Genomic DNA, 14225 nt, shown 5'->3' with positions numbered 1-14225 from the left:
CAACTCCGTCTTTGGTTACAACAACCGGATGCTTCTCATACAAGGAGCGTATAAACGACAGAAGGCAGACCGCACGGACGGTGGCTTCGGCAACGGAACTACCGGATACATCTGCTTCATCTGCCAGATAATGTGCATTCAAATCCTGCTGGGGTGCATCGTCCCAAAACGGATTACAGATGGCACGTGCCAATGTACTCTTGTACCGTTTCGCTTCGTCTATGATACGGGCTTCCGGTGCTGTCAGCAAATCGTGAAGAGTCTTGTCGGGAGTGGCTTGTGCCCCGTAAAAACTTCCTTGCTTGAACAGATACCCCACTCCGAACGAACGGGCATCCTGCAATGCTTTGTAAAAAGGAGGCATTCCGTTCTTCCAGAAATCCTGGCTGTCATGAAACTGTCCGCTCAATGACAACTCGTTGATAATGATACCGTCCATAATCTTATAGCTTCAAAATAGCATCCAGGTCAATATCAAACTGCTCGAACATCCCTGGGATATACGACCGGATTCCTCCTTGGGGAGTAAATTCCACACGTTCGGCACGTGTCAGTCCGTTCCCGTCCTGCCTGAAATTATATACGGAGACATCGGACAAAGCCAACTTTTCCTGGCTAATCAGACGCCGGATACCGTTGAAGAGGTGGTCGCTATGGCTTTCTATGATGATTTGCACACCGGCTTTCGCCACTTTCGCCATAAAATCAATCAAGTCGGCTTGCGCTTTGGGGTGCAGATGGATTTCCGGATTTTCCGTAATCACCATACCGCCTCTCGGAGTGGCAAAACAGGCAATGATGACCTCCGTAATAAAACTCACTCCGGTACCGACATGATAAGGGAAAAGCTGTTTGCCGCTACGCGTTTCATACTTCACATAGTGATTGTTTCCTACTGTTTCCACCACCAACCGATAGCCGGTCAGTTTATCCAGTTGGTGATTTACCTGCCCTTCCAAGGTTTGAGTACCGGGAGCCAGAATCAAAGCGGCATCCAGTGGCTCCAGACGGTGCTTGGCATAATAGTCAATCACAAATTCTCCGTTACGTCCCAGTTTGTTTTCCGAATCGGGATTGATGGGTTGCACGTATGCGCCACCGGGACGTGTGGCAGGCAGATACAGCAGGTTATCACTTCCGAGGATTCCCAATAAATCCGAAGACGCGTCAGCCGATTGTTCCACAAGAGTGGTTTGGTAAGAGTCATCTCCTGGAGTAAAACAAAGCACGGTCGGTTCTTCACCATTATACGAAATACCGATTTCGTATGACTTGGCGTTGGTTACAAAGTTCCTTACGTCATTGAAGTTCGACGCTTCTGTCCTTCGGTTCTTCAAACCATGTTTCCCTTTTTTCTCCGTCACGTTATCCGAAGCGGTCAGCAGGGCTTGCAATACGGTAGATTTTCCCGATGAATTCGGACCGGCGAACAAGTTCAGAGGTTTTAACTCCAACGAACAATCTGTTAGACATTTATAATTGTTTATGGTCAAATTGTTTAGCATAAATTCAATTCATGAATAAGTCGGTTGATAATTTCATAACGCTTTTCAGTCTGCTTGCCGCTATCCACAGAACGGGTAAGGGATTCCAAATAGGCAGCGTCACATATTAATTGCATATAAACTTCCTGAATCTGACAATGGAGTTGCTCCCCTTCTCCATTCAGCCTGGACAGGAGGTAGCTGAAACTCTCAAAAAAAGCCATGTTTATCGGTCGTTTCTTACCGGGTGACGAAGGCAGCCGGAAGCCACCTGACGGAAGCAGCCGTATGGCAAGTTCCATGGCACGGGTAAATCGGGTGTCCAGCTCTTTGAACAAACCGTTTTCCGGCTCCAACCGATTGAGAAAACGCATCGTTTTCCCTAAAAAATCCTCCACATTACTTCGATAGTCCAAAGGCCCGTCAGTGTCAGGGTCTATGGTGACATGCTGCTGCCACAGATAAAAAGCCACAAACCGGAGTACCAGATACCTGTCTTTCATATGATTGGCGGGAATGGAATGCTCCGTGGCTTCAACAAAGGCCTCCTTTTCAGCCAGCCGGTTAATCAGTTCCGTGGCATTGCCTTGATAAAGTGCATTACGCATTTCCTGGTTGTTTAGCCGCGTCCCGCCCCGGTTCACCCGGTCGAACAAATCAAAAGTGACCCGGTCGCTGGTGGGAGCCTTAATCACATGCAAGGTCAGGGAGCAGTCCTCTATCTTATTTTGCTCCAATGGAGTCAGTTTGTCAAACCGGGAACCATTCTTGTCCTTCAGGATGGTGAGTTTCTCCAGAGCAAATTCATTATTGATAAAACTGAACAATGTACTCAGGCGCTGTTTGCCGTCCACAATGACATACACTCCCTTTTCATCCTCCTTCACGTAAATCAGAGGCAGGGGAATACCCATCAGTATGGATTCTATCAGTTCGCTTTTCTGTTTAGGTTTCCATACCAGCCCTCGCTGGAAATCTGGAGTCAGATTCAACATCGGAGGAGTCTTTTCCCATTTCCGCTTCAGCTGAAACACGGAAGCCGAATCGCGGGCTATATTCAGCACGGCGTCCGGGTATACGGTATCCGGCTCATAACTCTGCTGGTTGGAAGCCGTCCGCATGGTATATTCTCCTTCAAAGTCCATAAATTCCTTTCTTTCTTCTTATTAATGCAAAGATACAATGTTTTTCCGACACATAATCCAAATCAATCTAAAAAACATTCCCACCCTTGTCGGATCTAATCAATACATAAACCTCAGTGTCTTCCCCATTCAAGATTCATACTTAGTTGCTCTCTGTTTTGCTAAATTCATATTTTCACCTCAAAAAATGACACTTCTATTTCTTTTCGTAGATTAAAAGGAATATATTTGCAGACAGACCGTTTGGTCTATTTTGTTTATGAAAAAATAGATATGAAACATTTAGCGGAAAAAATAAAAGAATTAATGGCTGCATTCAGCCGTAGTCACTACGAGTATATGATGTTTGAAGAATACGGAATGCCCGATTTTTCTAAATTGTCCGAAGAAGAACGTCTTGATTATGAAATGGACGAACAAGAAAGAAAGGATTCCCTAATCTACATGGCAAAAAAATTGCGTCCTTTAGTACAAGCGTATATTGAAGCGAAGCACCTTCCGGATTATTATAATTCTTTTCTAACAGAAATTACACCATTCTACGAAAAAGAAAGAATGCTACGTGGTACAGAAGATATGGATAGCGAACTGATATTTGCTTATAGAAAATTTTTGAACGCGTTCGATGATTTCAGCATTACAGGTGCTCATAAAGAATTTGAAATCCTGGAGAATATTTTAAACAGTACGGCTACGTTACTTGCAGACTTTGACATACAACCAAAATCCGAACCGGAGGTGTACAAACCTATGATTAATATCTGCAAAACAGCATTTCCTGATAATAAATCTTGCAGTTTCAAATTTCAGAAAACAGCCAAATGCTATAATCCGGATATATTAATACCTTCATTGGAATGCGCAATCGAATTTAAATATGTAAAGGATGAAAAAGAACTCAACAGGACCATGGATGAGATTTTAGCTGATGTCGAAGGTTATAAAGGAAATCCTTCATATTCTGTCTTCTATTCTGTCTTTTATGCAGTAGGTTCCTTTTGTTCACCCCAAAGATTCAATTGCATGTGGGAGGAAAAGCATTTTCCGGACAACTGGAAAGGTATTTATGTCCAAGGCAAATGAGGTACGACCTTCGTTAGGTCATCTCATTTAGAAACACTATCTTTGCACATAGTCTATATAACAACGATATGAGTAGAATCAAGATTAAGAATTTCGGTCCGCTCAAGGAAACGGTCTCCGCAATGGACGGATGGATTGACATAGAAAAAGTGACTGTTTTTACCGGCAACCAGGGTAGCGGTAAAAGTACGGTTGCCAAATTGGTTTCCACATTTACATGGATGGAAAAGGTTTTGACGCGGGGGGATTTCAAGGAGAAAGAATTTACCGCGGCCAAGTTCAAGAACAAATATTGCGGTTATCACCGTATTTCCAATTATTTCATAAAGGAACGGACTGAAATTTTCTACGAAGGGGATTCCTATAAGTTCACCTATACCAGACAAGGCGAACTTATCATAGAAAAAAAAGACGGTACATTGAACAAATATGCCCTTCCTCAAATCATGTATGTTCCCGCTGAACGAAACTTCATCAGCATGGTCAACAAACCGAATTTGATTAAGGACTTGCCGGATGCTTTGCTGGTATTTCTGACGGAATATAACAACGCCAAACAACTCATCAAGGGTAGTCTGGAACTGCCTATCAACCATGCGCAGCTGGAATACAACAAGCAAAACGACATTGTCTATGTCAAAGGCGAGGATTACAAAGTGAAGCTGATGGAGGCTTCCAGTGGCTTCCAGTCCATAGTACCGCTTTATCTGGTTTCTCTGCATTTGTCCGAATCTGTAAAAAGCCAGGCAAACAATGCCCAAAAGATGAGTAGCGATGAAGCGAAACGCTTCGAAGCGGAAGTGGCGAATATATGGAATATACCGAATCTTACAGACGAGCAACGGAGAATCGCCCTTTCAGCCGTTTCTGCCAGATTCAACAAGTCGGCGTTTGTCAACATCGTGGAGGAACCGGAACAAAACCTTTATCCGGAATCGCAATGGATGATAATGAAACAATTGCTGGCTTTCAACAATTCGTTAGAGGCAAACCGTCTGGTCGTTACAACGCATAGTCCGTACCTCATCAACAGCCTGACCATCGCTGTCAAAACCGGTATGTTGTTGGCTTCTGGCAATCTTTCCGATGAGGCACGACAAAGAATAGGTACTATTTATCCTATAGAAGCCGCCATACATCCTGACGAAATCGCTATTTACGAATTCAATGAAGTGGAAGGAACGGCAACCGTATTGGACACATATCATGGACTGCCTTCCGATGAAAACTTCCTCAATAGGATGCTGGAGAAAACAAACGAGGATTTTGCCGAATTACTGGAAATACAACAAGAGTATGATTGACTTTTTCCCTACAGAACATATTTCCTCCTCATGCAAACGCAAATTCGGTATATGTGACCGGCCCGCTCCGGCTGCCGAAAAAGCATACATCGCTGAAAAACAGGGACAGGATTGGATTGCGGCAGTGGACAATCACTACCGGCTTAAAGTAAATTTTGTACCGGTTGACCATTGCATTGAATTACGCAAGGCGGACGGAAAGATGGATAATCGCTGTGACGGCTGTCTGTTTTATGAAGACACGATCATATTTGTGGAACTGAAACAAAGAAAAAGCAAAGGCAGCCAGTGGATAAAGGATGGTGAACAACAGTTACGTTCTACCATTGGCTATTTTGAGCAACAGGAAGAGGCACGGAACTTTCCTATAAAGAAAGCCTGCATAGCCAATAGCGAAAGACCTTTGTTCAGAACGGGCCAGGCGGTACGGATGGAACGCTTTTTCTTGGAAACAAACTATATATTGAGAATCGAAAATAGAATAAATATCGAATAATTGGTTGACCTTGCAGTGATTTTCGGCGAAAAACGGAACTCGGGTACGAAAGCCGATGCCTACATTTGCACTGTTAACAAGATGTTTCACTTAATACCAATTTATTTATGGACAATATCCAAAAAATCAAGTTGCTGAATGAGCTGATGTCCAAGGCAACCCCACAAAATGTAGATTTCACCCCGCACAATGGCAATTATTGTGTGACACTGCTGGCTACGCAACCCATTCACACTTGGGGATGGCAAAAACGTAATTTCAAAATCAAGGGTCGCCTGGAAGAGGGCAAGACAATCTCCGCCGACTTGATAGTGGAAAATGAAATGCTTTTTGGTGTGACAGACCTGCCGTATGTGGCACACGAGGGCGACCGTACCCCTATCTTCAAGATTATCCGTGCTTCCATCTTCTGCGCTTATGGAGCCTTGCAGCTTACGGAACTGCATCGGGGTATGCGGAAAATAGCCTGCACGGACTACCCTTTCAAAAAAGCGGATAAGGAAGAACAGATAACGGCGGAAGTCAAGTTTATGAAGAAACTGGCTTCAAGGATGACTGTCCCTGAACATTGTATAAGCGGACGCCCGGTAGTAACCCATCTTACGTCCACCCGCTTGAGAGACGTCATATTGTATAACAAAGAATATGAGCCGGCATTATATGAAAAGATGAAAGGTTCCATTGAGGCGTTATCCCCTTTCATTCCGGCAAAGGACAACGCGGACAATGCGCTTCCTGATGTATTTATCTCCCGCCAAGATTGGGAAAATCCCCGTGACACCTTTGACCATCAGGTGGTCATACTCAACGCCAAAAGCAAAAAGAAGCAACAGTTTTGGTGGGATTACCTGAAACTCAATATTTTTTTGAGTGACTTGAAGTATAAATTCGGTTACTATGTATTAATGAACCGCTGGCAGGTTCCGGTAATTCAAAAGTGGATTGCCGAATACCACGAAAAAGGTTATTTCGAATCCCAACGGGCAAAAGACTACCTTCTTTTTTATTTGAAAGCCAGCGAAAAAGCACCGGTTCGTGTCTTAAACTCCATGGGAGTACAGGTTAAAGTTAAAATGACTCCAAGATAAATTTGATAAATCAGCACTTATCAAAAGGGAAGGATGAAATGTTTATTAACATAGAGTTTCATCTTTCCCTTTGTTTTTATTCCGAATGTTTATATTTTTGCAATAAATACCGACTGGACGGTTTATATGAGAAAATTATGATATACAAAACTTGTGCTAAGGAATTGGTCATACCGCTGATTGCAGCAATACCTGAAATTGTCGCAGTTATGTTCGTTGATGTTCATTCAACGGATTGACAACAGGCATGATTCAGTTTTCAAATTTTAGATGAAAACAAAATTACGCAGAAGAGTCATAATTTTGGGAGTAGTAAGTTAAAAAAGGCATAGAGAATCATCTCATACAATAAATTCCACTTTTCGTTTGAGTTCTTCTCTACGCCTGAATAAAATCCGATTAGTCGGTTTTTATTAAAAGCAAATGTAACAAAAAAAAATAAGACCCCCATATTGCCTGAAGCAAAACTGTCCAAAATAATGGAATTGATTTAAGTATCATACTGTTAACGTATGTAGTTTAACTCTTATTCGCTTTAAACTAAGTATGCAAAAAAGATTGAATATTCAGCCAAATGTTCTATTTTTGTTTTTAAAATACATATTTATGAAAGGAACAAAAGGAACAGAAACAAAAGCGTTAATAAGGGAGACCGCATTCAAGTTGTTTCTGACAAAGGAGTATAATATGGTCCCCTTGAAAGATATTGAACAAAGTCTCAACCTGTCAAGAGGTTGTATGTCCTATCATTATCCGACCAAACAAGAATTGTTTATGGATGTGATTGATCAATATATCTTGAGAAAACAAGATGTAGATAATAAAATGCAAAATTCCGAAAGTCTATCACTGCATGATTTTATCAACTATTACATTGACAATGTAAAACGTACAATGGACTATCTATACCAGTTCATATTGCCGAACGCTAATACCAACGGAACAAGGGCTTATATGAGTCTGATATTACAGGCGGAAAAATTTTATCCAAACTTTACAAAGGAAACAACGATAGTTACCCAAAAAGAGCTATTACTATGGGAAAGGATATTGAAACATGCACAAGAGAAAGGAGAAATTGGAACTCAATACAATTGCAAAAATATCGCCAAGCAGTTCAAATACGTATATTTTGGACAATCTTATAATGATGCATTGGTAAATGGATTGAATATTCCCCTGTTAAAGGAACAGTTTATGTTTATATATAGTTTAATTAAAATATGATTTAAAATGTCAAAGGAAGTTTTTATAACAACAGTAACCTCTTACTTCCCAAACTCTCCGATAGATAATAATTCTATGGAAGATTATTTAGGGTTAATCTCTGGAGTACATTCTCGTGTCAAAAATATTGTACTCAGACAAAATGGAATAAAACAACGTTTTTATGCCGTCAACACAAAGCAGGAAATGACGCATACGAATGCGGAACTGGCACAACTGTCGATACAGAAACTTTTGACAGAAGCTTTATTACCTCTGCAAGAATTAGAACTTTTAGCATGTGCAACTGCCAGCCCGGACCAAGTGCTGCCTTCACATGCCTCCATGGTACATGGTTTGCTAAAAAATACTCCTATGGAAATATTTTCAGCATCCGGCATCTGTTTGTCATGCGTTCAAGCATTCAAGATTGCATATCTAAGCATTTTAGCGGGTGATAAGCGTAATGCTGTTTGTAGTTGTTCCGAGTTGGCATCAGCGGGGTTGCTTTCCAAAAATTTTGATGTTGAATACGAAAAATGCGCTAATCTTGGAATACAACCATACATGGCATTGGAAAAAGATTTTCTACGCTTTATGCTGAGTGATGGTGCCAGTGCGGTATTATTACAGGATAATCCGGGCAAAGGAAAAGCTCTACATATTGAATGGGTGGAAATGACTTCGTATGCCAATGAATTGCCGACATGTATGTTTATGGGAGCGGAAAAAGAAAAAAACGGAGAATTGAAAAGTTGGAAAAGTTTCAGTAGTCAGGAATTGACAGACCGCTCACTTTTTACTGTAAAGCAAGATATTAAATTACTGGAAAAGAATGCCGTCCCATATTGGGCGAAACACATAAAATATTGTCTTGAAAAATACAATGTGGCACCGGAATCCATTTCTTATGTACTGCCCCATGTTTCCTCCATGTTTTTTTATGATAAGATAATAAATGAATTAAAAGGGATTGGAATCGGAATTGACGAAAGCAAGTGGTTTACCAACCTATCCAGAGTAGGCAATATAGCTTCTGCCGCCATCTTCGCCATATTGGATGAATTCTGGAAAACACACGAACTGAAGTCCGGTGAAAAAATCCTGTTGCTTGTTCCGGAAAGCGGACGCTTCTCCTATGGAACTGTGTTATTAAGTGTAGTTTAAGTGTTTAAGTTTGGAAATAAGCAATAAATAGCTTAATTTTGCAAAACTAACAGGTAAAATAGTATAGTATCATATACATCTTTCAAACGAAAAGTGGAAAATTTCAAAGAGAGAAGATGGGATATGACAGCTTGCGCTATATCAAAACATATAGCACGGGTGTGTCGACTTCATCTCTAGGCTTTTCCACTGCCACGTTTGGGTTGTTGATTGCATCTGTGCTATTTTTTATATAATGCAGGTGTGATATGGATCCAAACTTGAAACAGCGGATAATTGACGAGGCGTATGTACTGTTCCTTACCAAAGGCATGAAACAGACTTCATTTTGCGATGTGGCGGCAGCCGTGCATAAGTCCAAAGGAGCGGTCATGCACTATTTTTCATCCAAACGGCATTTGATTGACACTGTCGTGAAAATGCGCTTTTTCCCGGCTTCCCAGCTCTCTCCGGAAATGGATTATCTGGAAGGGAGAAGATGGGACGAATTTCTCCGGTCCTACAAAAACCCGATTGAACGGGTAATCGACAGTTTTCCTGAAAAACTGGAGGGCAACGGATTGATGTATTACATGCAGTTCGTATCCTCCGCCAACGAATACATGGACGAATTTCCGCAAATGTACCACGAACTTCTTACCAGGGAACAGGATTTTCTTTTTAATGCGGTCGTTGTCATTTACAAGCAGTCTGTGGACGACATACAGGTGTTCAGCCGGCAATTGTTCGAAAATTCCATAGGAAAAACCTTTGGAGCACTGCTTTTTCAAATACAATAACCGCTTCTCTTCGCTTAAAGCCGCATTTTTCTAATGTAAACGGCACATTTGCCTTGCATTTGAATACTTTTTCTTTTGTTATTATTTGGAAAGGTTTATCTTTGCGAATAATAAAATACCGACTGGTCGGTTTTTTATTGTTCGCTTGTTTAAAACCGGGTATAACAAAAATAAAAAGGCTCATACATTGATAAATTGGAACAGACTGATAAGAAAGACTTCACACCCGCGGTCGCTTCTTGCCAAGATTGCGGCGGGGTACATCACCGTGCTCCTGACGGTTGGCTGTATCATATATATAGGTATCCACGAATGGCGGGAGATCAGGTCTATAGAAACGAATGTCCGGCAAATAAACAGACAAAAGCGGGCCATACGCAATGTATATATGAAAATGCTTGAACTCTCTTTGTTCTGCGACACATTCACGGAGTGGGACGAGAAGGATTTCAACACGTACCTGAAACAGAAATCGGCCGTCGACAGCCTGTTGTACGGTTTACAGGAATTGCATCCCAACGCCCGGATAGACAGTATCCGCATCTTATGGAGGGACAAGGAACAGTCCATGCTGCAAATCAAGGAGATTATGCGCAAGCAGCAGCAAGCCGGCCGGGAAATAGCCGGACAGCTTCCGCAAACAGCCGGACAAAGCCCCCCGAAAAAGACCGGCAGGAAGGGAGGATTCCTGAAAAGGCTGTTCGGGAAAAAAGAGAAGACGGAAACCTCCCCGGACACATCCGCACTCCATACCCTCAACAGGAGCATAGCGGACAGACAGCGGCAATATGCGCGCCAGTTCTCCGAGCAGGCACATATCCTCGCCTCCCGCAACAGGTTGCTCAACGAGCAGCTTCAACAGGTTATCAGGCACATGGACCGGAACATCCAGGAAGAGATGCAGCAACGGGAGGAGAAGCTGGGCAGGACGGGCGAACGGTCACTGGCCATAGTCGCCGGGCTGGTGGTGTTCATGCTCCTGCTGCTCGGAGGCTCCTACATGATTATACACCGGGACATGGCACGCATAAACCGCTACAAGAAAAGGCTGGAGGAAACAATCGGGCAATTGGAACATACCGTCGCCGAAAACGAGGAGCTGATCGCGGCAAGAAAAAGAATCATGCTGACCGTGACCCATGACCTGCGCACACCGCTTACGACAATCAACAGCTATGCTGAACTGCTCGCGACGGAGAAAAAGATATCCAAACGGAAAGAATACAACCGGACGATACGCCGGGTGGCGGGACACATGGAGGCCATGCTGAACACTTTGTTGGGATTTTTCCGGCTGGAGAGCGGAAAGGAGGAAGTCAATCCGGTTCCGTTCAGGCTACATACCGTCATCGAGACGCTGGAAGCGGATTTCATGCCGCTGGCGGCGGACAAGAACCTCTTCCTGAATATGGAGAGTCCAAGGGACAGGGTGGTCATCGGGGACAAGAAACGGATTGTCCAGATAGGACATAACCTGTTGTCAAACGCCATCAAGTTCACGGAGCGGGGGGCGGTCACATTACGCATGCGGTTTGATAACGGAACCTTGCAGCTCTCCGTCGAGGATACCGGTACGGGGATGAGTGCGGAGGAGCAGGCACGCGTTTTCACCGCTTTCGAGCGGTTGCCCAACGCGATGGCCGAGGAGGGTGTGGGACTGGGGCTCTCCATTGTCAAGGAACTGGTCGGACTGCTGGGAGGCACGATAGAACTGACAAGCAGAAAAGGGTCCGGAAGCTGCTTCACGGTGCTCCTGCCCGTGTCAACCGCGGAGGAGACGGTGAAGAGAGAAAACGGCACCCGGTCCCTCGTACAGCCTTTTACCGTCGTGGCGTTGGACAACGATACCGTCCTGCTGGCCGCCGTCAAGGAGATGTTCGCGCACCATGGGGTGATGTGCACGACATGCGGGTGCGTACGTGACCTGATGGAATGCATCCGCCGTCAGAACTATGACCTGATGATCACCGACTTGAAAATGCCGCAGATGAACGGGTTTGATGTGTTGAAACTGCTTCGCACAGCCAATGTGGGAAACTCGCGGACCATTCCGGTCATTGCGGCCACCGCTTCGGGAGGCTGCAATACGGCGGACCTGCATGAGGCGGGGTTCTCGGCCTGCCTGAAAAAACCGTTCTCCGTGGAAGAGCTGCTGCAAGTCTGTACGGGATGCCTGGGCGACGAAAGGCAGCAGGAGCAAGTCGATTTCCATGCGTTGCTGGAGTATGGCGACAGGCTGGAAATGCTGGAGACGCTTATCAGGGAGACAACGGACGATATCGCGGCGATGGCGGAAAGTGCGGAAAGGAACGATTGCGAGTCGCTCAGGGAATGGACCCACCACCTGAGCAGTTCCTGGGAGATAATCCATGCCGGCAAGCCCCTGCGAGACCTGTTCATGCTGCTTCAGGGGGACGGGGAATGTTCGGCGGAGGAGTTCGGCCGGGCGGTCCGGAAAGTACTGGACAAGGGAAAGGAAATAATTGATTTGGCACAACAGGCAAAGGAAAGCTATGAGAGTGATTGTGGTTGAGGACAATATATTGTTCTGCGATTATATCTGCAACTTCTTGCAGAATGCCGATTACCAGACAGTGAAGGCCTACCGGCTGGCACAGGCGCGGCAGGTCATCGCCCGTTCCGTCCGGGAGGATGACATCGTGCTGGCCGACCTGAGACTGCCGGACGGGGAAAGCACCGCGCTGCTGGAATGGATGAGGGGACAGGGCTACACCCATCCGTTCATCATGATGACGAACTATGAGGAGATACACACGGCTGTACATGCCATGAAACTGGGAGCGGAGGATTATATCCTCAAACCGCTGCTCGAAGACAAGCTGCTCCCCGCACTGAAAAAGATAAGGATGGCGGACGAGGCATTCGCCAAAGTGATTTATGAACGCAAGAGCGCCGCTTTCCGCGAGCTGGACCGCTACATCCGCCTGGTTGCCCCCACGGACATGACGGTGCTCATACTCGGCAACACGGGGACGGGCAAGGAGCATCTGGCGGGCAAGATCCACAAACGGAGCCTGAGGGCGAACAAGCCGTACATAACCGTGGATTGCGGAAGCCTGTCAAGGGAATTGGCGGCATCCGCCTTTTTCGGCCATGTCAAAGGGGCGTTCACGGGGGCGACGGATGAAAAACCGGGATATTTCCAGGAAGCGCGGGGAGGCACGTTGTTCCTGGACGAGGTGGAGAATCTGCCGGTGGAAATACAGCAGATGCTGTTGCGTGCGATGGAGGAACGGAGGTACCGCCCCGTGGGCGGAAGGCAGGACAAGCGGATGGACGTGCGCGTCATCGCCGCCACCAACGAGGACTTGCAGGGTGCCGTCGCGGAAAAACGCTTCCGGAAGGACCTGCTATACCGGTTGCAGGATTTTACAATCACCGTGCCCACGTTGCAGGATTGCCTGGAAGACATACTCCCGCTGGCTGATTTTTTCCGTATCCAGTCTGCCGGACAACTGGGAAAGGAGATTCCGGATTTTGACGAGGCGGCAAAAAAGATATTGCTGGGCTACGGCTGGCCGGGGAATGTCCGTGAATTGAAACAGGTTGTCCATGCGGCGGTGCTGATATGCGGCGGAAAACTGATAACCCCTCAGTGCTTACGGTTGCAGCAGGCGGGAAAGACCGTGTTGAATCTTGCAAAGGAAGAAAAGATAAACAACTGCCTGCTAAAAGACGAACAGCGGAATGCGGAACAGATCAGGATGGCGGTCACCATATCCAAAGGCAATCTGACACAGGCGGCAGCCTTGCTGGGCATCAGCCGCCCGACCCTTTACAAGAAAATGGGCATGTACGGGATTACCAAGGAACAGGTCTGAAAGGACCGGATAATAATATACAGGACAGTTTCCCCTTCCATCAAAGGAAAATCGAACCGGTCTTGCCAGCCGCATTTTCCACACTCTTTTCGTGGCAATTTTCCTTGCGGCTGGCGCCGGGGAAAATTGCCGCGAAAAAGAATGCGGCGGCAATCCCGCTTCGATTTGAAGGATGATTACAGGGGCAAACTGCGACCGACGTGACGCACGGGCAATACATACAGGAGATATTCCGGAGGAACCGTTTCTTATATTCCCTGAAAATCAAATACTGACCATACCATATCCCGTCCCGCCTGAAATCTTCTTATTAAGTATATGACGGACCACAAGAAAAAACAGGGGACTTCAGCTCCCTCTGTTCTGCATGGGCCGCCATACCCGCTCCTTTTTTCTTCCGTGCCATGCACGCCGTTTGTCCTTTTCCCTGCGGTACGTCCCCTCGCCTGCCCCTACTCTTTTTTCCTGCCGCCCTTGTATTTCCTACTTGTTTTGAAGCACCTTTCCGGACATCTGATGACATCTGATGACGTCCGATGTCACCTTTTTGAAAATCAGCATTTTATCCAAAATATACTCATACATTTGAAGTGTCAAAGCGATTCATTAACCTCAAAAAGATGATGTATGG

Annotated in this window: 11 protein-coding genes and 1 pseudogene; 9 read left to right on the top strand and 3 right to left on the bottom strand. The window is 45.3% G+C overall.

The window, feature by feature from the left end; genetic code table 11:
• From ABUA47_RS08595 to ABUA47_RS08585, 3 genes and pseudogenes are all read right to left on the bottom strand, one after another.
• Positions 1-439, bottom strand: a pseudogene (locus ABUA47_RS08595) (hypothetical protein); the annotation flags it as partial.
• Positions 440-443: 4 nt separating this feature from the next.
• Positions 444-1505 carry an AAA family ATPase gene (locus tag ABUA47_RS08590; protein WP_195508088.1) on the bottom strand — a complete coding sequence of 354 codons (1062 nt, stop codon included), beginning with the start codon at positions 1503-1505 and terminating at the stop codon, positions 444-446.
• Positions 1499-2629 (bottom strand): DUF262 domain-containing protein, encoded by a 1131-nt coding sequence (locus ABUA47_RS08585; RefSeq protein ID WP_005682886.1) that lies wholly within the window; start codon positions 2627-2629, stop codon positions 1499-1501. The genes ABUA47_RS08590 and ABUA47_RS08585 overlap by 7 nt, the downstream gene beginning before the upstream one ends.
• 273 nt (positions 2630-2902) lie before the next feature.
• Here ABUA47_RS08585 and ABUA47_RS08580 point away from each other — a divergent pair, with 273 nt between their 5' ends.
• The 9 genes from ABUA47_RS08580 to ABUA47_RS08540 all read left to right on the top strand — a co-directional run bounded on the left by ABUA47_RS08580 (position 2903) and on the right by ABUA47_RS08540 (position 13594).
• Positions 2903-3712 (top strand): hypothetical protein, encoded by an 810-nt coding sequence (locus ABUA47_RS08580; protein ID WP_134996359.1) that lies wholly within the window; start codon positions 2903-2905, stop codon positions 3710-3712.
• A gap of 68 nt (positions 3713-3780) precedes the next feature.
• Positions 3781-5016: an AAA family ATPase gene (locus tag ABUA47_RS08575; RefSeq protein WP_005682883.1), complete on the top strand. Its 1236-nt coding sequence runs from the start codon at positions 3781-3783 to the stop codon at positions 5014-5016.
• Complete coding sequence (locus ABUA47_RS08570; protein WP_032838636.1) at positions 5009-5512, top strand: hypothetical protein; 504 nt, start codon at positions 5009-5011, stop codon at positions 5510-5512. Before ABUA47_RS08575 ends, ABUA47_RS08570 begins: the two co-directional genes overlap by 8 nt.
• A gap of 107 nt (positions 5513-5619) precedes the next feature.
• Entirely contained in the window at positions 5620-6600 is a 981-nt protein-coding gene (locus ABUA47_RS08565) for a pseudohemocyanin (RefSeq protein WP_349824447.1), read from the top strand.
• 606 nt (positions 6601-7206) lie between these two features.
• Positions 7207-7827: a TetR/AcrR family transcriptional regulator gene (locus ABUA47_RS08560; protein ID WP_117866853.1), complete on the top strand. Its 621-nt coding sequence runs from the start codon at positions 7207-7209 to the stop codon at positions 7825-7827.
• 6 nt (positions 7828-7833) lie between these two features.
• Entirely contained in the window at positions 7834-8973 is a 1140-nt protein-coding gene (locus ABUA47_RS08555) for a StlD/DarB family beta-ketosynthase (RefSeq protein WP_195508087.1), read from the top strand.
• A gap of 248 nt (positions 8974-9221) precedes the next feature.
• Positions 9222-9752: a TetR/AcrR family transcriptional regulator gene (locus ABUA47_RS08550; protein ID WP_195508086.1), complete on the top strand. Its 531-nt coding sequence runs from the start codon at positions 9222-9224 to the stop codon at positions 9750-9752.
• Positions 9753-9939: 187 nt separating this feature from the next.
• A complete protein-coding gene (locus tag ABUA47_RS08545; RefSeq protein WP_138272026.1) occupies positions 9940-12285 on the top strand; it encodes a hybrid sensor histidine kinase/response regulator in 2346 nt (781 codons plus the stop codon).
• Complete coding sequence (locus tag ABUA47_RS08540) at positions 12266-13594, top strand: sigma-54-dependent transcriptional regulator (RefSeq protein ID WP_117866830.1); 1329 nt, start codon at positions 12266-12268, stop codon at positions 13592-13594. The genes ABUA47_RS08545 and ABUA47_RS08540 overlap by 20 nt, the downstream gene beginning before the upstream one ends.
• Positions 13595-14225 lie beyond the last annotated feature (631 nt).

Origin of the sequence: Bacteroides sp. RTP31139st1_H2_RTP31139_211217 (assembly GCF_040227615.1) — a bacterium.
In the GTDB taxonomy this organism is placed as follows: domain Bacteria; phylum Bacteroidota; class Bacteroidia; order Bacteroidales; family Bacteroidaceae; genus Bacteroides; species Bacteroides uniformis.
This window is presented reverse-complemented; position numbering and strand designations above follow the sequence as displayed.

Coding starts and splice junctions, on each gene's coding strand:
- ABUA47_RS08590 (WP_195508088.1), bottom strand. CDS start 1,505: ATGCTAAACAATTTGACCATAAACAATTATAAATGTCTAACAGATTGT.
- ABUA47_RS08585 (WP_005682886.1), bottom strand. CDS start 2,629: ATGGACTTTGAAGGAGAATATACCATGCGGACGGCTTCCAACCAGCAG.
- ABUA47_RS08580 (WP_134996359.1), top strand. CDS start 2,903: ATGAAACATTTAGCGGAAAAAATAAAAGAATTAATGGCTGCATTCAGC.
- ABUA47_RS08575 (WP_005682883.1), top strand. CDS start 3,781: ATGAGTAGAATCAAGATTAAGAATTTCGGTCCGCTCAAGGAAACGGTC.
- ABUA47_RS08570 (WP_032838636.1), top strand. CDS start 5,009: ATGATTGACTTTTTCCCTACAGAACATATTTCCTCCTCATGCAAACGC.
- ABUA47_RS08565 (WP_349824447.1), top strand. CDS start 5,620: ATGGACAATATCCAAAAAATCAAGTTGCTGAATGAGCTGATGTCCAAG.
- ABUA47_RS08560 (WP_117866853.1), top strand. CDS start 7,207: ATGAAAGGAACAAAAGGAACAGAAACAAAAGCGTTAATAAGGGAGACC.
- ABUA47_RS08555 (WP_195508087.1), top strand. CDS start 7,834: ATGTCAAAGGAAGTTTTTATAACAACAGTAACCTCTTACTTCCCAAAC.
- ABUA47_RS08550 (WP_195508086.1), top strand. CDS start 9,222: ATGGATCCAAACTTGAAACAGCGGATAATTGACGAGGCGTATGTACTG.
- ABUA47_RS08540 (WP_117866830.1), top strand. CDS start 12,266: ATGAGAGTGATTGTGGTTGAGGACAATATATTGTTCTGCGATTATATC.